Annotated in this window: 16 protein-coding genes; 1 reads left to right on the forward strand and 15 read right to left on the reverse strand. The window is 31.7% G+C overall.

The genetic code is table 11. From position 1 onward, the window contains the following. Positions 1-34: 34 nt before the first annotated feature. From H574_RS0104615 to H574_RS0104675, 13 genes are all read right to left on the reverse strand, one after another. A complete protein-coding gene (locus tag H574_RS0104615; RefSeq protein WP_027879439.1) occupies positions 35-2,167 on the reverse strand; it encodes a hypothetical protein in 2,133 nt (710 codons plus the stop codon). 116 nt (positions 2,168-2,283) lie between these two features. Continuing rightward, positions 2,284-3,096 carry an energy transducer TonB gene (locus tag H574_RS0104620; RefSeq protein ID WP_081653174.1) on the reverse strand — a complete coding sequence of 271 codons (813 nt, stop codon included), beginning with the start codon at positions 3,094-3,096 and terminating at the stop codon, positions 2,284-2,286. 110 nt (positions 3,097-3,206) lie between these two features. Beyond that, positions 3,207-3,929, reverse strand: a complete 723-nt coding sequence (locus H574_RS0104625) for an energy transducer TonB (RefSeq protein WP_027879441.1) — start codon at positions 3,927-3,929, stop codon at positions 3,207-3,209. 57 nt (positions 3,930-3,986) lie between these two features. Then, positions 3,987-4,352: a VanZ family protein gene (locus tag H574_RS0104630; protein WP_051169826.1), complete on the reverse strand. Its 366-nt coding sequence runs from the start codon at positions 4,350-4,352 to the stop codon at positions 3,987-3,989. Next, a complete protein-coding gene (gene gcvH / locus H574_RS0104635) occupies positions 4,345-4,725 on the reverse strand; it encodes a glycine cleavage system protein GcvH (protein ID WP_027879443.1) in 381 nt (126 codons plus the stop codon). The genes H574_RS0104630 and gcvH overlap by 8 nt, the downstream gene beginning before the upstream one ends. A gap of 62 nt (positions 4,726-4,787) precedes the next feature. After that, positions 4,788-12,020, reverse strand: a complete 7,233-nt coding sequence (sov, locus tag H574_RS0104640) for a T9SS outer membrane translocon Sov/SprA (RefSeq protein ID WP_027879444.1) — start codon at positions 12,018-12,020, stop codon at positions 4,788-4,790. Between the two features lie 6 nt (positions 12,021-12,026). Next, positions 12,027-12,608, reverse strand: coding sequence for a Holliday junction branch migration protein RuvA (ruvA, locus tag H574_RS0104645; protein WP_027879445.1), 582 nt, complete (start codon positions 12,606-12,608; stop codon positions 12,027-12,029). 51 nt (positions 12,609-12,659) lie between these two features. Further along, entirely contained in the window at positions 12,660-14,957 is a 2,298-nt protein-coding gene (locus H574_RS0104650; protein WP_027879446.1) for an NADP-dependent malic enzyme, read from the reverse strand. A gap of 146 nt (positions 14,958-15,103) precedes the next feature. Further along, positions 15,104-16,015, reverse strand: coding sequence for a carbohydrate kinase family protein (locus tag H574_RS0104655; protein ID WP_027879447.1), 912 nt, complete (start codon positions 16,013-16,015; stop codon positions 15,104-15,106). A gap of 1 nt (position 16,016) precedes the next feature. Beyond that, positions 16,017-17,180, reverse strand: a complete 1,164-nt coding sequence (locus H574_RS0104660; protein WP_027879448.1) for a glycoside hydrolase 100 family protein — start codon at positions 17,178-17,180, stop codon at positions 16,017-16,019. A gap of 3 nt (positions 17,181-17,183) precedes the next feature. Continuing rightward, positions 17,184-18,482 carry an MFS transporter gene (locus H574_RS0104665; protein ID WP_027879449.1) on the reverse strand — a complete coding sequence of 433 codons (1,299 nt, stop codon included), beginning with the start codon at positions 18,480-18,482 and terminating at the stop codon, positions 17,184-17,186. 103 nt (positions 18,483-18,585) lie between these two features. Further along, a complete protein-coding gene (locus tag H574_RS13955) occupies positions 18,586-18,840 on the reverse strand; it encodes a glutaredoxin family protein (protein ID WP_036227102.1) in 255 nt (84 codons plus the stop codon). A 75-nt stretch (positions 18,841-18,915) separates the two neighbouring features. After that, positions 18,916-21,531 (reverse strand): TonB-dependent receptor, encoded by a 2,616-nt coding sequence (locus tag H574_RS0104675; protein WP_051169827.1) that lies wholly within the window; start codon positions 21,529-21,531, stop codon positions 18,916-18,918. Positions 21,532-21,686: 155 nt separating this feature from the next. Between H574_RS0104675 and H574_RS0104680 the strand changes: the two genes are divergently transcribed. Further along, positions 21,687-22,718: a LacI family DNA-binding transcriptional regulator gene (locus tag H574_RS0104680; protein WP_027879451.1), complete on the forward strand. Its 1,032-nt coding sequence runs from the start codon at positions 21,687-21,689 to the stop codon at positions 22,716-22,718. Here H574_RS0104680 and queG read toward each other — a convergent pair. Together queG and H574_RS0104690 are read right to left on the reverse strand one after the other, a co-directional pair. Next, positions 22,702-23,622 carry a tRNA epoxyqueuosine(34) reductase QueG gene (gene queG, locus H574_RS0104685; protein WP_027879452.1) on the reverse strand — a complete coding sequence of 307 codons (921 nt, stop codon included), beginning with the start codon at positions 23,620-23,622 and terminating at the stop codon, positions 22,702-22,704. The genes H574_RS0104680 and queG overlap by 17 nt on opposite strands. A 2-nt stretch (positions 23,623-23,624) precedes the next feature. Continuing rightward, positions 23,625-24,953 (reverse strand): cytochrome P450, encoded by a 1,329-nt coding sequence (locus H574_RS0104690; RefSeq protein WP_027879453.1) that lies wholly within the window; start codon positions 24,951-24,953, stop codon positions 23,625-23,627. Positions 24,954-24,960 lie beyond the last annotated feature (7 nt).

Consider the following 24,960-nt stretch of genomic DNA (forward strand, 5'->3'; position numbering starts at 1 on the left):
ACTTGAGGCTTTAATATGATAGTTTTAATTGTTTTTAGTAATCAAAATACCAATTAAATAAGTCTGTTCTTAAACCAAAGTTAAACCAAACAGTACTGTTATTAAAAACATTTAATGTTTCTGCTTCTGGATTAAAATTTCTGTAGTTTACATTAACAAATGCTTTTAAATTAGAAGCTGGATTAACTAAGTATCCTAATTGAGCACTTGCATTTATTGATGTCGTTTTTATACCTTGACCTATTTCTACACCTGTATCAAATGGTCTGTCATTATAATCTCTATAAATATCGCCACCATAGCTAAAGTTATCTGTTTCGTTATTGTAATCAAAACCTCTAACACCAGTTATAACCTTAACTTCTCCAAACCAACGTTGTTTTTGATAACGTCCAATTAAAACTAACTCTCTAAAATTTGCGCCCCAAAGATGAGCCATAGGTTGATTGTTATGTGCGTAATTTAGCACAATTGTATTATGAGAATATGTATACGGTCTTACTTGGTTATATTCTGCTTGAAGCATTAAGTTTTTTACTTTAAAAGCGTTATAATATTTAGCGCCTAATTGAAACCCAAACTTATTTTTCCAGCTTTTTTCTCCTGCTTTCACATCATTTAAAGAAAATTCGTCTAAAATAAATTGTCCATAAATATTTACATTGTCATTAAATTTATATTTTCCTGAAGCTCCTAAAATAGCATTACCAGCACCTTGACCAGTTTCAAACTCTATTGCTCTAAAGAAAATTACTGGGTTTAAATAGTTAACATCAAAGCCTCTATCGTTAGTATTTTCCCAAATAACAGATTCAAATAATCCTATGTTTAATTTTTTTGAGACATTCCAGCTTAAGTAATGATTTGCTATATATTTTGTTCTAAATGCATCATCTACTACCGCTTCTGGTCTTACATCTTTTAACCAGGTCCAAGTGTTGGTGTACTTAATTTTCCAAAATTTAGTATTCAACTTTAAAAAAGGATAAGGACTTGCTACGTCACTTTGTAGTAAACTACGGTAACCGTCGCCAATAAATTGTTTGCCATGTCCAAACTGAACATTAATAAATTTTGCAGGTGAATATGACAAATATCCTTCTGCTACAGGATAATCATAAGCATCATCTTTAAATCGTTTTGCAATACCACGACCAGGTATTATGGCAGGATCAGGACCAAACGCCTTTAAACTTTCTGCATATTGATTAACATATTCTGCAAACCGACCTTGATTTTCGTAAACTGTTGCAGAAAAGCTAAATTTATTACCTAATCCACCTTGTATATAAACACCACGAGTATTGTTATACGTGTAATCAAAATCTGCATCAGTATCTTTACCTAATTGTAAATCAAAAACAGGATCTACAGTAAACCAATAATCTTTTCCTTGTAATTGCACTAAATGCTCATTCCATAATTTTTGTCCTGCCCAAGTCTGTCTATCTTGTTTTAAAGCTTCATTTTCTGCTTCAAAATCGTAATAATTTTCAACATCTTCATACATAAATGGCTTTGATGCTGTGTGACTATTCGTCCCTACTAAATTCATCGAACGGTCAAAACGAAAATAGTTTTCATGACTAAATGGGATATTTATTTGACTCTTATATTCTTTATTTTGATATTTTGTTACTGCTTTTTGTACACTATCAAATTCGGCTTTAGCCTTCTTTTCTAAATCTGTTAACTGTACAACCTGATTGATTTTAGATTGATTATTATGATCAAGAACAAAAGCTTCAACTTCTGAAGATTTATTAGCTTCATTCAATGGTAAATAAATAGACATAGAATATTGTCTAAACGTAGGATTACCGTTATAAGTTGCTGGTTCTATTTGAGGAAATAGATCAAATATACGTTGTGTTTCTTCCTTTAACGATTTGTGCTTTGCTTCAATAAAAATGGTTTTAAACACTCCTTTTTCTGTTACTTCAAAAACCACAACTATTTCGCCTTTATAGTTAGAATCAATTTCTTTTGGTGTTTGAAAATTTTTAAATATAAAATTAAAAACCTCTTGATTAAAGCAATTAAGTTGAGTACTATCTTCTTGGTTTTTACAATTTTCGAAAACCGGTGGTTTACTTCTAAAAGTATTATTTTGTCCGTAGGATAGACACGTTAATAGAGTAAATAGGGTTAAAATGAATGACTTCATTTATTTTGGGTTTAAATTTTGCTGAAAGATAATGCTTTTTTTATAACAGCTTTGAACAAAAAAAAGTCGCTATATATTACAATAACGACTTTAAAAAAGTGATAGTATTTTTTTTATTACCTTACCTGAAACATGATTGGTAATGTGTATAACACCGAAACTTCTTGCCCACCTTGTTTTCCTGGTTGTACCTTAGGAATTGTATTTACTACTCTATTAGCTTCTTTTTCTAATACTTGATGAGGCGCTCTTGTCCTTAACACTTCTACGTTACCTGTTTTAGTTATTCTAAAATTAACATAGATTTTTTGAATACCTTCCTTTAAACCTAGTTGATTTCCTAAATCTGTGTCAAATTTTTTTCTTACTAATTCTGATAGCTTTTCTGAAAAGCATTTTTTACGACCATTGTTAGTAATTTCTCCTTCGCATCCTGGATATACAGGGACTTGTTCTATCCTTACAAAAGGGACATCTTCTATAGGATCTTCTGGTACTTCAACCGTAATGTCTTTAAGATCAACTTTAGTAACATCAATTTCTGTTTTAGGTTTAGTCATTTCGGTTATTAAATCTGTAGTTTCTTCTGCATCAGGTTCGTCATTTTCAATAATTTCAGGTTCTAAAACATGTTTAGGTTGTCTTTTTACAGGATCTTCAACCTTAACAGCATCTTTTATAATTTTGTACTGTTTTTGATCTAAAGTATACTCTTCAAATACAGGCTCTACTGATTCTTCGATTACAGCTAAGTTAGTAGATTCAAAACGCATCTCTAAAGCGCCATAAACAGCCAATAAGCACAGTATTAATCCTACCTGAAAATACAACGTGGAGTTTTTTTGTAAATTTGCATCATGTTTTTGTGAATGCTGCACTTTATTCTCATTTTGGCGAGTGAGATTGTGCTCTTTGTTAAGATTTTTCATAATTAATAAAGTTTAAATGTTAATATTATGAAAATGTCACAATAAACATACCAAAAACAAAAATCCCGTTACAATTGTAACGGGATTTTTAATATATGATAGTTATTTAACTATTCTACTCTAAATGTAATTGGTAAAGAGTAAGGTACGTTTACTGGCTTACCTCTTTGCTTACCTGGCTTCATTTTAGGTAATTTTTGAATTACTCTTGCAGCCTCTTGTTCTAATCTTGGGTGAGGCGCTCTTGATCTAATTCCTACAATGTTACCTTGTGTATCAACTTTAAATGATACAAATATTCTTTTAATACCTGAATCTAAACCTAAATCTTGAGCTAAATCTGTATTAAAGTTACGTTGTACAAATTTATTGATTTTATCAGACATACATTTTTTCTTAGCATCGTTGTTCCCACTTTCGCATCCAGGAAAGATTGGCACATTTTCGATAATTGAGAATGGTACGTCTTCAATAACTTCTTCTACCTCTTCTACCTCTACTTCTTCTACCTCTACGATTACTTCTTCTTGAGTTGTTTCTGTAGACTCGATTACTGTTTCTTCCACTTCTTCTTCATCTTCCACAACCTCGATAACTTCTGGAGCTGCTGGTGGCGGTGGCGGTGGCGGTGGTGTATTTTGTATTTCAGTAATTGGAATTTCTTCTTCTATTTCTTCACCAAGATCTAATTGACCAATGTCAATTGCTTCTTTGTCATATGTTTTATGATTAATCGCTGTATATGATATAAACATCATAAGTGCTAAACCTACTGCTAGATATAGACTACTGTTACGACCTACATTTGCTTCTGGATTTTTCTTTGGTTCCATGTTTGTGATTTTTACTGAATGCTAAAATAACTATTTATTTACTAAAAAAACAAGGCATTAGTTGTTTTTAACTTTCATTTTTAACGCTAATTTAATAATCAATACTGATAGAAATGTGCCTATTATATTGGCTATTACATCTTTAATATCTGCTTCTCTATGCTGTGTTAGTGTATGTTGTAATATTTCAATAATTATGCCAAACACTATAGCTAAAACAATTGCAATACGTAAAGCTTTTTTAGAAAAAAAACTTATTTTTAATGTAAGATACCAAATCATGGTAAAAAACATATATGCAATTGCATGAAATACTTTATCACTATTACTTGGCATATTACTTGGTCCTACTTGTGGCATTAAACTTAATATTGTAAGCACTACAGAGTAACCTATGCTAAGTAAAGGTAATAATTTATGCACCAATTATGGCTTTATAATCTTCTGCAGAAAGTAAGCTGTCTAATGATGCTACATCAGATACCTTTACTTTAATCATCCAACCTTCTCCGTAAGGATCTGTGTTTACTTTTTCTGGTTCGTCTTCTAAAGAATCATTAAAAGCAACAATCTCTCCTGCTACAGGTAAGAATAAGTCTGATACTGTTTTTACTGCTTCTACTGTTCCAAAAACTTCTTCTGCATCTAAAGTTTCGTCTAAAGTTTCAACCTCAACGTAAACTATATCTCCTAACTCACTTTGAGCAAAATCTGTAATACCTACTGTAATTTGGTCGCCTTCAATTTTAACCCATTCGTGGTCTTTAGTATATTTTAAATCTGCTGGAATATTCATCTTTTATTTTTTAAGTTGCTACAAATGTATTTAAATGAGTAATAATTTCAAATAAAGAATTATTAATTTCCGAAATTATATCTAAGTGTTAAACCTGACCTAATTGTTGTTTGAGGAAATGCTGTTGAAATTGCATATTCTGAGAAGGTATAATCGAAGTAGAAAATACCTGTTAAGTTTCTACTAAATGCATACTCTGCATTGTATTTTAATCCCCAAATGGTTTGACCGTTTGTTATTTGGTTATTATCTACATCTAAGTATCTAATTATTGTTTTGTTATCTCTTACAGATAAATCTGCAGACATAATTAAATCTGATACTATTGATCGTCTTGGTCCTGCTAATTTTGATTTTATGCGTACGTCTTTAAGGCGGTAGCCTAATCCTACCGTATACTCGTTTCCTGCAATTTCGGTCATTAGATTATTATCAAAACTTAATGATAGCATACGGTCTTTTTTCATTTCTAAAAGGACTCTTACCGAGTTTTTCATCTCCATGTCAAAACGGAATAATGGGCTAAACATTTCTGTTAAAGTTACACCGCTTAATAAACTTTTTGCTTTATAGTTTCCTGCTTGATCTAAAGCTTCGTTTGGTTGAGAATCGTAATCTACTGTAAAATCTATTGGTGTATAATCTAAGTTTGTTCTAAACTGTTGAATGGTATATGTTGAACGATAACCATGTGTTAAAGAGAAACGTTTAAATCGTTTTTTAAACCAATTAAACTTCATAAAACCTGTATACTTTAAATCCCAGTTAGGAATTGGTATATCTCTTAATGCATCTAATGGTGTTTTGTTAGCTCCTCTTCCTGTGTATGCACTTACAAATGATGGCAATAATACTTGCTGACTTGTTTTACCAAACCCTTTTGGATAGCCTTCTGCATCTAAATTTGCAGGATCTGTCACATCAATTCCTCTTTGTGTGGCTAAACGTTTTGCAACTTCAATTCTATTTGCTCTAAAATCATCAAATGCTTGAGATCCGTTCTCATCACTTTTACTAAATGCTGTTGGTAATGTAAATGCAGATATACTAAAATTACCGTACGTATTTGGTGTTAAGGACACATACTCGTCATTTTCTATACGGTAGTTTTCTGTATAATTTTCAGCATAAGTTCTAAATCCAATTAAATCAATTTTTAAATCTTTAACCGGCTCTAAGTTTGCAGATAAATCTAACTGTTTAGTTTGGTTAGTCGTATACTGTTGGTTAAAATCTGGGAAGATGGTTAACCATCCATTTCTTGCTGCAAGATCACGCACATCTCTTTGACTACCTAAAGTATAACCTAGTGTTGGTTTAGATGTACCTAAAAAACCTGGAGTTTGTAAGTATCCTGGTAAATATGTCCCATTAGTTTCGCTATAAACAGCTTGTATACGTTTTATCGATGTTAATATTTCTATACCAAAATTGCCTAGTTTGGCTCCAAAACCATCTCCGCTTTTCTTTTGCTTTGCTTTTTCATCTTTATTGACAACAGCTGGTGGTTGAGCACCACGTGCCCTACTAATCCTATTACTACGTCTTGAACTTCTCTTTTTTGCTATACCCAAATATTTATACAACTTATTCATGTCTAAAGTTGAATTAATATTGTGTGAATTACCATTAGAAATTGAGTTACCTAAATCGTAGGTATTACCATCATCTGCTGTTAGATTACCAAATAAATCAGATCCTTTTTGCCACTGGTATAACCCAGAGTAACTATAAGTTGCTTTTATAAAGTTTAAGGTTGGGATTTTAGCAAAAGGAATTTCATAATTAATACCAACTTGTTGTTGTTGACGGTTTGGATCTCCAAAATCAAAGAAACCGTCCCAAACATCTAGCATAGGATCTGGTTCTCCGTTAATAATATTGTCTTTAAAATAATTACGAACAATATTGTTATTTGAAGCAGATAAGTTAAGTTGAAGTGATTTTGTAAGATTCCAGTTGATATTGTATTGATAGTCGAAAGTATAGTTTCTTCTATATAGTTCTTCTAATCCAATATTATTACCTCCTAAATCTATGTCTCTAAACTTTTGTCTATTATACTGACGGTTTAAATCTGTGTTTACAGTAAAACTAGCAGGTAACACATTAAAGTTTAAATCTTTTAATAGCTTCCAATATTCTCCTGTAAATAAAGAATCATTTTTCTTAAATGGCTCAATTACTTTTGGTTCAAAATTATAAGCATAATTAATGCCTGCTCTTACTTGTTTGTCTACAGAGTTTTTAATTTCAAAATCTCTATGTTCTGTTTTGTTGTAAGAGTAGTTAAGTGTTAAATTTTCTACATCGTAAAAACGAGGTTTTGCTTCTCCTGTTCTATTTTTTTTAACTCCAATAAAGTTGATACTTTTTCTTTTAGTATACTCTTCGGATTGTTCTAAAATTTGATCACGTTCTGCATCGTCTGCAGCTTCGTCCATTCGTGTTTGAAGCTCTAAATCTTCGTATTGTTGATCAAACTTTGGTGTTACCACTTCTACTCCTTGACCATAATTAAATGGTATTTGTAATCCCCATTTTTCTGGTAATAATTGACCAATATTAACATTAGTTACAACATCATATTGTTTTACATCTTCTAAGCTACGCTCGCTAGGTCCTTGGTTGATGTCTCCAAAACCAGAAGTGCTCATTCTACCTGTAGCACTTACTGTTGCAAAGTCTGCTAAATTAGTATCTACACTCATTACTGCAGCCCAACCACCTTCGTTATTCATGTCTGAAAGTCTTAGCTCATTAAACCAAACATCTCCACATAAATTACTATTAGTTGCGTTTTTTACACCAACCATTAAGGTTCTAATATCTCCAAAATTAGGATTACCTTTTATTGCCACACGATGTTGACCAGATACATAACCTTCAAATTGTTCAGAAAAAGGAACCTCTATTAAATCATCTCCTACAACATCATAAAAATTAGCCTGACCACTTGTTAATGTTTGGTTACTAACTGCTAAAGCTTTTAAGCGTTGTAAAACTTCAAGTTTTAAGTTTATTTCATTTACTTCTGGCCAAAAATCTTGTGCTCCACCACCACCGTTATAAACTTGTAAAGGAATTTCAATTTGATAATAGTTTTGGGTTAAATCATTACCCATTCTTATAAAGCCTACCATTTCATTATCACCTAAACCAGGTGTTTCGCCTTGACGTGCATGCATAAACATACGCAACTTTTTATATTGACGCATATCTATTGCAATATTCTTAAATACAGCTCTAGCATCTTTAGCTTTTAAATCACATACTTTAACGACTAAAGACTGCTCATTTTGCCTAACAATGGTATTGTTATTATTTAATTGTTCTGGCACTACGCTTGGTGGCGACACATAGCTACCTTCGTTTTCTTGTGTGCTTACTGCACCTACGCTAAAATCTGTATCTTCAAATGTTGGATCTGTTGGACCGCCATCTAATGCTAATCTAAATCTTCTCCAATCACTTCTTACTAGATCTAATGTACCAAATCTAAATACTGTAGGTTGCTCAAAGCCATTTAAGAATAGTCTTGTAAACCTTATAGATCTTAAGTCTGTAATACCATTTACAGCTTCACCAGAACTTACTGGTATTCTAAATTGATACCATTTTGGATAAGCGGTATCTCCGTTTGGTAAAACTCTTGGATTACTGTTTCCGTTAACATTTTTAGTATCAACAATAAACTCGTTATCTAAGTTCAATGTAGCTGGCGTTATTTCTATTTCATATTGATAATAGCTATCAATAGTATTCATAGTATTATCACGGTTAACATCTTCTACATCTGGTTGTGTTGTTGATCCTCTGTTAGTATCACTAAAGAAATCTGGAGAGTTACCTTCTACGCCATTATATTGTTTGTAACGCTCAAATAAATCGCCTTCAGCATTTAAATAATAGTTGTAGTTATCTTTTGCTGGATCTGCTATTCCTGAAAATGCTGCTGGAAAATTAGCTGCTTCTTCTGCGTCATTATAACCATCAAATCCAACGTCTTGATTAGTTCTTTCTTCTCCTGTCGTATCAAATGCATAAATTAACGCTTGGTTTTGTGGCACTACAGACTGATAAGCTGTTTGAGGCAACAAACTAATATTACCGTCTTGTGGCAAACCATTTTCATATTGTTTACGACCATCTTTTAAGATATCTTCTGAAATACTTCCCAGATTTATAAATAATTTACCTCCTGGATTAGATGGATTTTCTTGGAATGGATCTTGAAGCCAAAACTCGATATACTCAACATTAGATTGCTCAAAATCTGTAGATGTTATTTGTCTAGTTATACCTGCCCAACTCTCTTCAGGGTTTACTGTATTTCCATTCTCAGAACCTGGTTGAAAATTGTAGGGACCACGTTCATCTGGATAATAGACTAAGTCTAAAGTATTAATAACCGTAGTTTGTCCTTGAGCGATATCTTGCTGCGGAAAAAGTTCGTTTACAAATACTCGGCTTGTATAAAGGCTTGACATATCATCATCTGAGATACCTGATGGTCTTTGACTTCCGTAGAAAATAGGATCTATAGAGTACCAATTTAACATTGCTCTACCGTAACCATTTTCTATACCTACAGCATCAAAAGCTGTCGTGTTATTTAAATTTAAAGGTCTAGAAGATAGTGTCCAAGCTTGCGGTGATTTTAGATCAATTCCGTTTTGAGTCCCTTCAAAATCATCTATATATGCAGTAGCTTCTCCATTAAAATTAGTTCCTTTTGGTGCTCCTGGTAGTAAGTATGCAAAGTCACCACGAACAGAAAAATTTGATGGTGCATCTGTATCTATATTTGGTAACTTATTAACAAGTCTTGTAAAGAATGGAACTTCTGTAGAATAATTACCATTAAACCCTAAAATTGTATTGTTTATAGGCTCTGTAGCATAGTTTGCTTTTTGCGTAATAGGTCTTTCGTTAAGGTTTAAATACGTAGCGCCAACCACAAAGTTTTCGTTAAAACGATGTTCTACATTTATTCCTGTAAAACGTTTAGTTTGTTGCCCAAAGATTGAGTTATTTTCTGTGGAAACTTGAATAGGAGTATTAGAGGCTTTTAAAGCATCATCAATAATGTATACTCTACCTAACTGATAATTTACTGTATAATCTACACCTTCTACTAACACTCTTCCTCCTGCTTGTACACGTACTGATCCTCTTGGCACATTAAACCCACCAATCGGGATACCATCACCACCAGACGATTTGTAACGTCCTTTTATTTGGAATTTATTTTTTTCGGACTCGTCTAATGCAGCTGTTTTTGTTGCTTTATATAACAAGTCATAAACGTATTTTTCTTGGTTTGGGTTAGTGTAAGTATCTGCTTCATAATCTGCAGCATTATCACCTGGGTTACCATCATCATCTAATAAGTCGAATAAATAACGTCCAAACGGTTCTACTTTAGTAAAAACTATTTTACCGTTTTCTGGTATTACAGTTATTCCTGATACAAAATCAAAAAATCCGTCTCCTCCTATTTGAGGATCATTATTAAAGTTTAGTTTATCAAAATTGAATAATCTTAGCAGCGTAGTTTCTTGTATAACCTCATCATCTGTTGTTGGATTATTATCTAAATCTACTGTAGGAAAAGATGTTCCTTCTACTGGTGTGATATAGTTAAGTGGTGCAGCTTCGTTATAAAAAATATTAAGCTTAAAATCTTCTTGACTTAATTGATATGCTCCGGTATCGTAAATGTTTTTCATCATTAGATCCCAAATTGGCTGCTGTACACTAGTAATACTACTTTTTAAAAGTTTTAAAACTAATGCGTTGTTAGTTACATTAGTTACTTGACCTTGAGAGTTGGTATTAACATCTGTTGCATCAAGACCATCGTTAGCAAATTCTCCTACTTGAAATACTTGCCCTCCAACAGTATATTGATAAGCTACTGCTAAAACTTCATCGTTATTAAGTCTTTGATTTAAAGAAATATATCCTAATTGTGTATTTACTTTATATTCTTGTCCTTCTATTAACTTTCTGGTATTTTCTTGTTTTGCAAAGTCGAAACCTTCGTTAAAACCAGGTATTAAAATTCCATTTTGTACGGTAGCAATATCTCTTACTGCATCTGTTAATTGAGACATTGGCTGCCCAATAATTGTTGGATCTAAACCATTGTTTCCGTTATCCGGAAATGCGTTTGGACCTTGATAAACATTTACACCAGCATTACCTATAACACCTGTTTCTCCTAAATCTTGAAACGCTACAACGTTACGTACATTTTGCGTTTGATTACTTCTGTTTGTTACCCATACTTCAATTCTTGTAATCTGAATATTGTTATTTATAAACGGGTAATTTTCTAATGCTTTATCATAGTTGTTACGGAAATATTGTGCTAAGAAGAAGTGACGGTTTTCATCATAATCTCTAATAAAAAAGTCAAATTCATCTAAAGTTCCGCCACCTTGAGCAACTACAGATCTTGTGTCTGATCTTTGATCTGAAAACACACCTGTAATTGTTGTCTTACCAAATTTAAGTTGCGTTTTAACACCAAATAAACTTTGAGCTCCTGAAATTAATGAGTTGTTTAGAGGCATATTAACGTTACCAACTTCAATTTTTTGAATGATATCGTCTTCTGTTGGTGTATATTCTAATTTTATTACGTTTTGAAAATCAAACGTAGACTGTGTATCGTAATTTGCATTTACTTGTAAACGTGTTCCTACTTTACCCAACATACTTAAGCTAATACGTTGATCAAAGTCAAAAGTAAAGTTACGTCTGTTTCTTGGTGAAAATGAAGGGTTATCTTGCTTTGTAAAAAGGATACCTAAATCCATTTCTACAGATCCTTGAGGGATAAACTCAATAGTATTTCCTCCAAAAATGCTTTCAAAAAAACCTGAATTTACATAAAACTCTGGCAATAGATTTTTCTGAGCTTCTTCTGAATTTTCTTTCTTTCCATCGTAAGCATCAATCTTTTCTTTATAATAAGATTGCATGTTTTCTTTATCTACTAAAGATTGATACTCTTGTGGTGTTAAAATTATTGGGTAATTGATATTAAACTCTCCTACAGACTCTGTATAGATATATCTATCTGTTAAAGCATCATAAGTGTATTTTGAAACAATACTGCTTGGATTAGGCATTTGTATTTGTCCTAAATTAAAGCCTGTTTTGGTACTATCGGTTTCTGTTTCTGGAGTTTCTTGAGCTACAATAACAACACTAAATAATAATAAAAAAGTGGTAAATAGGTTAGTTAGTGTGGATTTATAAAAACTATGTTGAGCTGTATTCAAAATAAATTATAAATTTTTTAGTGCTAGTTTTATTATAGTTTCTACGTTGGCATCTGGTTGTTGAGCCACTATTTTATCTATAACTTTTTCGGCTTGCTTTTTAGCAAAACCTAAAACTTCTAATGCAGATAACGCTTCTTCTTTATTTGTATTGCTTTCTTTAACAGAAACTTCGTCTATATCATAGATTTTAAGAATCTTATCTTTTAGATCTATGATTACTCTTTGTGCTGTTTTTGCTCCAATTCCTTTTATAGATTGAATTAAAGCTACATCTTCTGTTGCAATACCTTCTCTAATTTGCTTTGGAGTTAATGAAGACAACATCGTTCTTGCTGTATTTGCACCAATACCACTTACAGATATTAATAACCTGAATACTTCTCTTTCTGCCAATGACGCAAATCCAAAAAGTGTATGTGCATCTTCTCTAACTTGAAGATGTGTATACAGTTTTAATGCTTCTTGGTCTGGTATTTGAGAATAAGTATGAAGTGATATATTTAACAAATATCCTACACCGTTGCAATCTATTACAACATCTGTAGGATTTTTTTCTACTAATTTACCTTGTATATGAGTAATCATAAAATAGCCCTATTAAACCCTCAAATGTAATAAAATTATTCTTACTCAAAATTACTTCTTATTCCTTAGACTTTCTTCTAGTTTTTGCTTTTGCTGAGCATCTATTACAGCTATAGCTGCCATACTTACAATTTCGTCTACACTTGCATCTAATTGTAGTATATGAGCAGGTTTTTTCATACCCATCATAATTGGTCCTATAGAATCTGCTTTATTCAATTCTTTTAAAAGCTTGTAAGTAATATTAGCTGCATCTAGATTAGGAAATATTAATGCATTTACTTTACGTCCTGCTAATTTTGAAAAAGGAAAAATGTCTTGAAGCATTTTACTATTAAGAGCAAAATCTGTTTGCAACTCTCCGTCTACTACTAAATCTGGATAGGCTCTATGTAGGTAACTTACAGCTTCTCTTACCTTTGATGCTCTTGGATTTGTTGATGAACCAAAATTAGAATATGAGGTCATTGCCATTACAGGCTCTAAACCAAACATTTTCATGGTTTTTGCTGTCATCTGAGCTATTCTAGCTAAATCTTTAGCAGAAGGATCTACATTTATAGCCGTATCACTTAAAAATAATGGTCCACGCTGTGTCATCATTAAGTTTGTTGTCGCTATTCTTGAAGAACCAGGTGCTAAACCAAATAGTTCTAACATTGGTTTTACAACAGAAGGGTAACTACGAGAATATCCTGTAATTACAGCATCTGCATCTCCTTCGTTAACCATCATAGCTGCAAAATAATTACGCTCTCGCATAATCTTTTGTGCATTAAAAAGAGTTACGCCACGTCTTTGACGTTGTTCCCAATAGACTTGAGCATATTTATTTTTTTGTTCTAACTGCTCATCTGATTTTGGGTCTATAATAGGCACTTCTGCATCAAACTCTATTTCTTCTTTAAGACGCTCTATTTCTTCTTGACGACCTAACAAAATTGGATGTGCAATACCTTCTTCATATACAACTTGAGCTGCTTTTAGTACGTCTAACTGATCTGCTTCTGCAAATACAACACGCTTTGGATTCATCTTAGCACGATTAAATAATAATCGCATTAATTTGTTATCAGATCCAAGACGTTGCATTAATTCGTCTTTATATTTTTCCCAATCTTCAATTGGTTCTTTTGCTACGCCACTTTCCATAGCTGCTTTTGCTACTGCTGGTGGTACTTCAGAAATTAATCTTGGGTCAAATGGTTTTGGTATAATATAATCTTTACCAAATGCTAAACGCGTTTCGCCATAAGCTATATTTACTTGTTCTGGCACTGGCTCTTTAGCTAAATCTGCTAAAGCTTTAACTGCTGCCATTTTCATAGCTTCGTTAATTTTTGTTGCTCGAACATCTAAAGCACCTCTAAAAATAAATGGGAAACCTAATACGTTATTTACTTGGTTAGGATGATCACTACGTCCTGTAGCCATTATAATATCTTCTCTAGTTGCTATTGCTAAATCATAAGCTATTTCTGGATCTGGATTTGCCATAGCAAATACAATAGGGTTTACAGACATTGAACGTAACATATCTTGATTTACAATATCTGACGTTGATAAGCCAATAAAGACATCTGCATCTTGCATTGCTTCTTCTAATGTATTTATTTTTCTATCGGTTGCAAACTCTGCTTTTTGAGCTGTTAAGTTATCCCTATCGCTTCTAATTACACCTTTACTGTCTAACATGACAATGTTTTCGCGTTTTGCTCCAAAAGCTTGATATAGTCTTGTACATGAGATAGCAGCTGCACCTGCACCACTTACTACAATTTTTATTTCATCTATCTTTTTTTCTGCTAATTCTAAAGCATTTAATAATGCTGCTGCAGATATAATAGCAGTACCATGTTGGTCATCATGCATTACTGGAATATCCAGTTCTTCTTTTAATCTACGCTCTATTTCAAAAGCTTCTGGCGCTTTAATATCTTCTAAATTAATTCCTCCAAAGGTTGGAGCTATATTTTTTACGGTTTGGATAAATTCTTCTACATTTTTTGTGTCAACTTCTATATCAAATACGTCAATATCTGCAAAGATTTTAAATAATAAACCTTTACCTTCCATTACTGGTTTTGAAGCTTCTGGACCAATATCTCCTAATCCTAAAACTGCTGTCCCGTTAGATATTACTGCTACTAAATTTCCTTTAGAAGTATATTTATAGGCATTATTTTTATCTTTTTCTATTTCTAAACAAGGCTCTGCAACACCTGGTGAATATGCAAGAGACAAATCTCTTTGTGTTGCATATTTTTTTGTTGGTACTACTTTTATTTTTCCTGGAGTTGGCTTTGCATGATATACTAAAGCTTCGCGACGTCTACTTTGTTTACTCATAAGGATATAATGTTTCTGCTTACGCGGAATTTTTTTAAGTTTAAATTGAATTACAAATGTAAGCTATATAATTGTTTGCTTAAAATTAGTGTATAAAAAAAGCCACCTTTAATAGGTAGCTTTTCATAAAATTATGAATAATTATTTTAAAACTTAACATGATTAGGTAAACCTCCAACGTGTTGAAGTTTTTGTTTTGCTATTTTTTGAGCAAAATCAACACTATCCTCTAAATTTTTATTATTTAGTTGACTATATAAAAAACCTGTCCAAAAAGCATCACCAGCACCTGTTGCGTCTTTAATATTTTCTATTTTTAAGCTTGCTTTTTCTACTAACTCTCCAGACTTATCAGATACCACAACTCCTTCACTTCCTTTTGTTAAACATACTACTGATGCACCTAAAGAATGAAAATAATCAAAAATAAATTGGTCTTTTTTATCTTCTTTAAATAATCGCTTACAATCATCTAAACTTAATTTTACTAAAGGATCTAATTTTAAATATTCTTTAATTACAGAAATTGCCTCTTCTGTGTTTGGCCAAATTTTTTCAGAATAATTTATATCTATACTAAGTGACAATCCTTTTTCTTTTGCTTTTTTTGCTTTATTTAGAATTGTTGTTCTTGCCGGATTTTTACTTAACGCAAAACAAGTTGTATGGTAAATTTTTGACGACTCTATTAATTGTTCTGAAATTTGACTTTCATTTATATGAAAATCTGCTTGTCTAAATGGTAAAAAATCTGGAGTTTCTGTAGATTTAGACACTAAAATGATAGATGTTGGATACTCTTCAGTTTTATTTAGTGCACTTACATCTACATTGCTTTTGGTTAATTTATCTTCTACAAAACGTCCTAATCCATCATTACCACAAGTAGCAACTAATGCAGATTTTAAGCCTAGCTTTACTGCATTTACTGCAACATTTGTAGGAGATCCTCCTAAGTATCTTTTATATGCGCTTGTTGTTTGTACTGTTTTATTAGCTTCTTCTCCAATAAAATCTAACAATACTTCACCAACGCATAAAATATCTATAGTTTTCAATTTAAATAAATTTTATTTGTTGTTTTATAGACTGAGTAAGTAGCACAGATGCTGCTGCGCTCCATGCGCAATAAGGCACTCCGTTAGGTTCTGTTGTTTTAGTATTAAAGTTTTCGTAAAACTTATAATCTTCAACTTGATTAACTTTATCTATATTTTTAAGTATTTTTTTTGCTTGTTCTGTTTTTCCTTGTTTAAGTAGTCCTAATCCAAAAAAACCATTAACCATTGCCCAACTACCACCGTTATGAAACTCGTATGGGTAATTTCTAAATTCATATTTACAGTTATCTTTAAGTAAATCCCAATGTTGATCGTTTGGTTTTATAACTGGCCAAAAAGCAGGTAGCAAACCTAATTTTGTAGATTCTGCTAATTCTAAACTGTAATCTATTAGTTTGTTTTTAAATTTTTTATCTCCAAAATCTAAAATTAACAGCAATGCATTTGCAAACGCGTCGTAGTTAGTTTTATATCCTGATGGTGAGAATGAGCACGGTAAAAATGAATCTATCTTTATTGCATTATAGGCACGATCATGAAATTTTTCTTTATTAGAATTAGGAAAAAAGTTTGCTTTAATTTGATTTTTTATTTGAATAAGCTTATTACTTAAGCTTTGATCGTTTTCTAAATAATTAAAAGATTGTATTGCCCAATACCTTAATAGTTGGTCGTATAAGACATATCCGTCGGTAATATATTCGTCAGCCCAATTACCCGATAACGGAATATACATTAGGTGTTTATTATTAAATTCCCAAGCATTTAAAAGCTGTAATACTTTGTATATTTTTGGTTTTAAATCATTAAAAAAAGCAAAATCATTAGTATAGTTAGCGTATTGGCAAACACCAATTACAAACCAAGTAGCAGCATCTACACGACCTGCTAATCCACCATAACTTACAGATTCATCTTTTTCTGAAACACCTACATTAGATGGTATTGTACCTACTTCGTGTTGATGCTTTGCTAGTGTAAGTAATGTGTTTTTAAATGTTTTTATTAACTCTCTATGTCCAGAAGCTAAAGCAGATAAACCACATATTACTCCATCTCTAGCCCAAACACGTTTATAATTTGAAATATCTTGAGCGCTTGCAACAAATCCTTTTTCTGTACTGCATTTTAAAAGTAACTCTATGGACTTTTCGTAGTGCATATATTAAGCTTTATTTTTTGTTTTAATAATTAATGTTAGCGCAGCACTGATAACCAATAGTACTGCTGCAAAAGTTATTGCGTTTCTTGGATCATTACCTAAAAAGTGTTTAAGTATGTATCCAAACGACAATGTTTGAATAATCATTGGTATAACTATCATCATATTGATAATTCCCATATAAACTCCGTATCTTTCTTTTGGTATGTCCGATACAACAATTAAATAAGGAATACCCATCATACTTGCCCAGCCAATACCAAATCCTGTTATTGCCACAAACAATAAATTTTTATTCTCTATAATTGGAAATGCAAAAAAACCAACTGCTGCTACAAGTAAACAGATAGCATGTACATGTTTTGGTTTTATTTTTTTTGTTAGATATACTAAACCAAAAGCAACTAAAAATGTGATAATATTATACCAACCGTTAATTAATCCTGTCCAACCAACTGCTTCTGCATATGCATCTGGATTAGAACTTGGTGTAGCATTCCACACAGAAAGCGCTACACTTTTTGAAGAATTTTGCCAATAACAAAATAATGCATACCACTGAAATAGATATACTAAAGCTAATTGCCACATTACTTTTGGCATATCTTTGATAGCTTCTATTATCTCTAATAACGGATGAAAAATTCCTTTATCATTGCTTCTTATTAACTCTAATTCTTCTTTTGTTGGTGGATCTTCTTTAGTCTTACTCATACTCCACAAAATAGATCCGATAGAACATATAGATCCTAAAAAGAAAGATGCATATACCCATGAAGGTAATGAACCTGTGGTACCAACTATAATTAAAGGAAAAATAAATAAAGATAAATTAGCTAATGTCTGTCCAAATCCTGTAAAAAAGCTTTGCATTTGAAAACCAAGTGGTTGTTGCTCTTCGCTTAATTTATCTGCAATCAAAGCACGGTAGGGCTCCATAGCAGTATTGTTACCTGCGTCTAAAATCCATAACAAACCAGCAGCCATCCATAATGAACTACTAAACGGAAAAGCTAACAAAGCTATACTACATAATATTGCTCCTATTAAAAAGAAAGGCTTACGTCTACCTAACTTAGGATGCCAAGTCTTGTCACTTAAAGCACCAACTAATGGTTGTACAATTAAACCTGTAACCGGTCCTGCTAAATGTAGTATTGGGATTTGATCAGGACTTGCTCCTAGAAAATCGTAAATAGGTGTAACTGCGCTTTGTTGTAAACCAAAACTGTATTGGATTCCGAAAAACCCAACATTCATATTTAGTATTTGCCAGAAACTTAATTTTGGTTTTTTTAGCATTACGTTTATTCTTTTATCTTATTTAAAAAATCTTCAAACTTAATGTTATTTGTAAAGATGTTTCCGTTTTTATCTATTACCGGTATCTTTAAATCTGAAACACTTATTTTTTTGCTCTTAGTTTATTAAGCATTTCATTTAATGCTTTTTCATTTTTATCAATATCATAGTACGTATACTTAATATTGTTTTTATTTAAAAATGTTTTTGTATCCAAACAGTAATGGCAAGTATCACTTCCATAAACTATTATTACATCTTGAATATTATTATTTTCAAATTGGTTTTGATCTTCAATTACACTTGTATTGAAAAGAAATATTAATGAAAAAAAAGTATTTAGAATTATTGTTTTCACAGTAAGCTTTATTTAAAATAGGCTGATACTTTTTTTAAATACCAACCTATTTTCATCAATCAAATCAAATAAATTTTAAAATTTATATTGTAAACCAAGTGTCATAGATCTTCCTGGTAAAGGTCTAGCTCTAACATAGTTGTCTTGATTTTCTACAATGCTTCCTTCTTCTACCTCTGTTACACCAATACTATCAAAAATATTGTTAGCAGAAATGTTAGCAAAAAGTGAATCTGTAATCTTAACGTTAGCAAAACCACTTACTATAACAAATCCTGGCATTACTAACTCGTTATTATCCTGTGCATAAGCTTCTGTTTGACCAGTAAAGCTTAATCCTATAGAGTTTTGTTTTGTTTGACCAAAGTTATAAGATGGCATTATGTTATAAATAAAATCTGGTTGTCTTCTTGGTGTGTTACCCTCGTTAGCACCAGAGTCTACTTCTGCATCTGTGTAAGTTACAGCACCGCGTAAGTTAAAGTTATTAAAGTTGTAAAAACCTTCCACTTCTAATCCCTTAGATTTATAATCATTTTCTATGATACTATTTGTAGAGGCCTCAAAACCGCCTTCCTCGGCTGTATTAGCCATAAAGAAAGTTGCATACAAAGCTCCGTTTTTAAATCCTTGTTTAAAACCTAATTCTGCTTGTCTAATAAAGTCTAAAGCGTTTATTCTATCTCCGTCTGTATAGTTTAATCCAGAAAATAAAATTCTATCTGCTTTTGCTGAAGCACCTTTACTATATCTTGCAAAAACTGCTTGGTTTTCTTTAATCTTGAAGTTTGCTCCTATTGAGTATGAAAAATAATCGTAATCATAATCTACTGGTGTTACATTAGCATTATCTATTGCAGCTACGCTTTGTTCTGGTACAGAAATAACTCCATCATTATTAACATCAAATTGAGTTGTTACTGCGCCTGCAAAAGAACCATCTACTCTACCTTTATCATACCTTGCACTTGCATCAAAAGTTAATTGATCTGTAGCTTCTACTGTTACGTTAGCATATGGTGCAGAAACATTATATTGTGTATCGTAGTTTCTTGTACAACAGTTACCCCAAAACGGAACTCCGTAAGCATACAATCCGTTTTCGCTTAATGGATTATTTGATGCGTCAAATGCATTTATTAATCTTGCGTTATCATCATTAACTTCTTGTAAGTAAGAATTCCATAACCAAGACATTGACACATTTTGTAAAGATTTAAAGTAACCAACAGTTAAATCTACACCTTCAAAAGATTTTTGAAGTTTAAAATCATTCATAAAGTTGTTAAAGTTGTTTAACTCTACATCAAACATATGTATTCTAGCTACTAAACTGTTTGTAGGGACTGCTGTTCCATCTACAAATTGTAATGTTGATCCTGCTCCAAAACTATCTGCTATTGAAGATGCTGAAGCAACTTCTGCTGGAAATGGAGACACAAAGCTTCCGCTATTTGCAGAAAATCTTGCGTTGTTTTTAATTTTCCAACCTTCACCTATATCAAATTTTGCTTCCATACCTACAGATGTAGATTTAGGATGCATACCGTCTCTTACATCTCCTCTTCTTAACTGTCCATCTGCACCTAAACCTACTGTTTGTAATAAATTTGACGAGTGTAAAGATCCTGTTGTTGCATCAAAATTAGGTGCATTACTCCAATCTGGATTACTATTTGTTCCTGTTACCTTCATTGGCATTGGTAAGTAAGCTGCAGCTTTATCATTTAAATATTTAGCATAAACTCTAATTTGACCTTTTTCAAATTCTTTTGTTAAACTTAATTTTAATTGTCCTCCATTATTAGCCGTAAAACCTGTCTCTCTCACACCTTCTCCTACACGATAAAAACCACCTGTATGCAAGTATAAGTCTTCTCCTACTTTAGTACCATAATCAAAATCTGCTCTAAAAGAATTATAATCTAACCCAACTGTTGTTGCTAAGTTACCACCTTCTGTTTTTCCGGTTTTACTAATGATGTTTATAATTCCACCTGGTCCATTTGATGTTAATGTAGATGCAGATCCACCTCTTATTGCTTCTATACGCGCTACATTAGAATCAAATCTTGTAAAAATATCTGCGGTTCCAAAAGAAATATCACCAAATAACAACACTGGTAATCCATCTTCTTGTAGTTGGACATATTTTGATCCACCTGAAGAAATTGGTACACCACGAACAGCAATATTGGAGTTACCTTCTCCTCCAGAAGATTCAGATCTAATACCTGGTATCGTTCTAAAAATTTCTGCAGTTGTACGAGGCGCTGACTGAGCAATAACCTTAGGCTTCATACTTGTTACAGATACACTAGATTCAATTTTTGATCTAGGATTAGTAACACCTGTTATAATAATTTCATCTAAAGATTCTGTATCTTCTTCTAAATCAAAATTTAATGTTACATCTGCATTATTAACTGAAACATTTTTAGATTGGGATGCATACCCTAAATATGACGCCTTTACAATGTAAGTACCATTTTCTACGTTAGAAATCGTGTAATTACCTTCAAAATCTGTTTGAGATCCTTTGGTTGTTCCATCTAAAATTACATTAACACCTGGTATTGGTGTACCGCTAAGGTCTTTAACTTTTCCTTTTATCGTTGATTGAGCCAATACAAACGATAATGAAAAGAAAAAAGAAACTGCTAAAAAGCATTTTGTTTTAATCGTGTTCATCATGCAATGAGTTTTAAATATTCAAAATTATTAGTTGTTTGTTGTCAAATTTATAACTAGATCTTAATAAAAATATAAATTTCTAAACGAAAACGTTTTCGAAAATAACAAAAACGTTTTCGTAAATTTTAGTTACTTTTACAAAAACATATAAAATGCCAACTACTTTAAAGGAAATTGCAGAAAAAATTAATGTTTCTGTATCTACTGTATCTAAAGCTTTAAAAGATTACGCTGATGTAAATCCTGAAACCAAAAAGCTTATTCTTAAAACTGCTAAAGAGATGAATTATAAACCAAACTCTTTTGCAGTAAATTTAAGAACTAAAGAGTCTAAAACTATTGGGTTAATAGTTCCTGAAATTGTACATCATTTTTTCTCTAGTGTTATTAAGGGTATTATTGCTCAGGCAGAAAAAAAAGGGTATTTAGTTATAATCTTACAGTCTAATGAGTCTTATGAGTTAGAGAAGAAACAACTAGAGCTATTACAAAACAAAAGAGTGGATGGAATTTTAGTTTCTATAGCAAATGGCACTTCTAAATTTGATCATTTTAAAGAGGTTATAGATAATGATACACCTTTAGTTATGTTTGATAAAATTGCAAAAATTATTGACTGCTCGAAGGTAATTATTGATGATAGAAAAGCTGCTTATGAAGCTACAAAGTATTTAATTGAAATTGGTTGTAAAAAAATTGCCCATTTTAGAGGTCCATTGCTACCTCAAAACTCAATTGATAGATTTTTAGGATACAAAAAAGCACTAGAAGATTTTAACATACCTTACGATTCTAAACTAGTTTATGTTTTAAATGATGTTAGTTTTGAAGAAGGGAAATATTATGCAAAAAAATTAGTTGAAGAACATAAAAATGTTGATGGTATTTTTGTAAATACAGATTTAGTTGCTATCGGAGCAATTACTGCTTTTAATGAAATGAATATAAAAGTTCCTGAAGATATTTCTATAGTTGGATTTAGTAATTGGTTTATGTCTACAGTTGTATCTCCTTCTCTAACAACCATAAATCAACCAGGATTTAAAATGGGCAAAGAAGCTTTTAAAGTTTTATATAAAGAAATTAAAGCTAAAAAGAAAAATGAGGAATTTAGATATAAAAAGGTTGTACTAGATACAGATTTAATAGTTAGAAACTCTACTAAACCTATTTTAAAAAGTTAATATTTCTTTGTAAACCAGAAAATTTTGTACGTTTTACCGCTGATTTTTTAAATAGTTTATTAAAGACATCTTTAGTAATATCTTGCCAATCATTTTTAGTCATTGATAACAATTCTGGATGCGGATTAAATAATGGTTCATTATGAGGTTTACTAAACCTATTCCATGGACAAACATCTTGACACACATCACATCCAAACATCCAATCGTCAAATTTGTCTTTCATATTAGACGGTAATTCGTCTTTTAACTCGATAGTAAAATAGCTAATGCATTTACTTCCGTCTACCACATAAGGTTCTACAATTGCTTGTGTTGGGCACGCGTCTATACAAGCTGTACATGTCCCACAATGGTCAGTTGTTGGGTTATCGTAATCTAACTCTAAATCTATAATTAATTCTGCAATAAAATAAAAGCTGCCCGTTTTTTGGCTTAATAGGTTACTATGTTTACCTATCCAACCTAATCCGCTTTTTGCTGCCCAAGCTTTATCTAAAACTGGTGCAGAATCTACAAAAGCACGACCATAGACTTCTCCTATTTCTTCATTTACAAATGCTAGAAGTTGCTTTAATTTATCTTTTATTACAAAATGATAATCTGTACCGTAAGCGTATTTTGATAGTTTATAACTGTCTTCTGTTTGCGTTTGTTCTGGATAATAATTAAGTAATAACGAAATGACGCTTTTAGAATCTTCTACTAATTTTGTTGGATCTAAACGCTTATCAAAATGATTTTGCATATACGACATTTGACCATGCATATTCTTATTTAACCATTTTTCTAAACGTGGCGCTTCTTCATCTAAAAATTGAGCTTTACTAATTCCGCACGACAAAAAACCGAGACGTTTTGCTTCGGTTTTAATTAATTGCGTGTATTTAGTTTTAGTATTCAATATTATCTAGCTTCAAATGTTAAGATAGCATTTTTTGGTTTTAAAGTAATAAGAGGCAAAATATCTATAGATTTAAATTCTGGTTTGATTTTGTAGCGTTTTATAATTTCGTTTATTGCTATAATCATTTCAAACATTGCAAAATTATTACCAATACATTTTCTTGGTCCAGCTCCAAAAGGAAAATATTGTGAAGAAAATTGCCTACCACCATCTTCAAATCGTTCTGGTAAAAACTTATTTGGTTGATCCCAAAGTTTTGGATGACGATGAATTTCGAAAACCGAAAACAATAAATTTGAATTAGCTTTAAAATGATAATCCTTAAAATTATCATCCTCAATATTTACGCGATCTATAAAATAAACTGGCGGATACAAACGCATAGATTCTTCTATAACTTGCTGACAAATTTTTGATTTCATGACAAGATTCATCAAGTCTTGCTCATCTTCATTCGCTTTTATTTCAACATAAATCTTGTCTTGCCATTCAGGATGTAATGCTAATAGTTGCAGAGTAAATGTTAGTGCATTTGATGTGGTTTCATGACCTGCAACAAATAGTATTAAAATTTCGTCTAACAGCTGCTTCTCTTCCATTGAAGAACCATCATCGTATCTTGCAGACAACAACATATCTAATAAATCGTTGTACTTGATATTAGATTGTTGGCGTTGGTTTACAATTCGTTTTAAAATATCTTTAGACTCTTGCCCTAAATCTAAGTGATTTTGTAATGTACCACTTATTTTAAACCACCAACCTAAGTACGGTTGTCTAAGCTCTTTGACCAACATTTTCTGAACTTCTTCAGTAATGTGTTGTAGTCTATTTATCTCGTCTTCATTTGCGGCACTACTAAATAAAGATTTAACTACAGTTTGAAACGCTAAATCATTAAAAATAGGAAAGACATCTATAGGTTTGTTGGTTTCGATTTTATCATACTCAGTATTAATTGCAGACTGAATCGTATCTAATAACTGTTGAAGATTTTTTTTATGAAATGCAGGTTGAATAAGTTTTCTCTGCGTTTTCCAATGATCTCCTTCTGCAGTTAATAGTCCTTTACCAACATATTTTGCTAAATCTTTAGTTTGAATTTTTGACTTTGTATAATTTTTTTGATTTTTCTGAAGTACGTGAATAGCTAATTGCGCATCACGGGAAAAGAAAATATGATTTTTTGCGCCAATATTAAGCCTAAAAACATCACCATATTTATTAAAATTTCTATGATGAAATGGTAACGGGTTTTTAAGAATTTTGAAAGAATGTTTTATAAACTGAAGCAATGAAACCTCAGGAATATGTGTTTGTTGCTCCATAAATTTT

This window comes from Mesoflavibacter zeaxanthinifaciens DSM 18436 (genome assembly GCF_000422365.1).
GTDB lineage: Bacteria > Bacteroidota > Bacteroidia > Flavobacteriales > Flavobacteriaceae > Mesoflavibacter > Mesoflavibacter zeaxanthinifaciens.

Excerpts from the sequence above, each read along its gene's own strand:
- H574_RS0104675 (WP_051169827.1), bottom strand. The coding sequence starts at position 21,531 with ATGAACACGATTAAAACAAAATGCTTTTTAGCAGTTTCTTTTTTCTTT.
- H574_RS0104660 (WP_027879448.1), bottom strand. The coding sequence starts at position 17,180 with ATGCACTACGAAAAGTCCATAGAGTTACTTTTAAAATGCAGTACAGAA.
- H574_RS0104690 (WP_027879453.1), bottom strand. The coding sequence starts at position 24,953 with ATGGAGCAACAAACACATATTCCTGAGGTTTCATTGCTTCAGTTTATA.
- H574_RS0104615 (WP_027879439.1), bottom strand. The coding sequence starts at position 2,167 with ATGAAGTCATTCATTTTAACCCTATTTACTCTATTAACGTGTCTATCC.
- ruvA (WP_027879445.1), bottom strand. The coding sequence starts at position 12,608 with ATGATTACTCATATACAAGGTAAATTAGTAGAAAAAAATCCTACAGAT.
- gcvH (WP_027879443.1), bottom strand. The coding sequence starts at position 4,725 with ATGAATATTCCAGCAGATTTAAAATATACTAAAGACCACGAATGGGTT.
- H574_RS0104650 (WP_027879446.1), bottom strand. The coding sequence starts at position 14,957 with ATGAGTAAACAAAGTAGACGTCGCGAAGCTTTAGTATATCATGCAAAG.
- H574_RS0104665 (WP_027879449.1), bottom strand. The coding sequence starts at position 18,482 with ATGCTAAAAAAACCAAAATTAAGTTTCTGGCAAATACTAAATATGAAT.
- H574_RS0104680 (WP_027879451.1), top strand. The coding sequence starts at position 21,687 with ATGCCAACTACTTTAAAGGAAATTGCAGAAAAAATTAATGTTTCTGTA.
- H574_RS0104625 (WP_027879441.1), bottom strand. The coding sequence starts at position 3,929 with ATGGAACCAAAGAAAAATCCAGAAGCAAATGTAGGTCGTAACAGTAGT.
- H574_RS0104620 (WP_081653174.1), bottom strand. The coding sequence starts at position 3,096 with ATGAAAAATCTTAACAAAGAGCACAATCTCACTCGCCAAAATGAGAAT.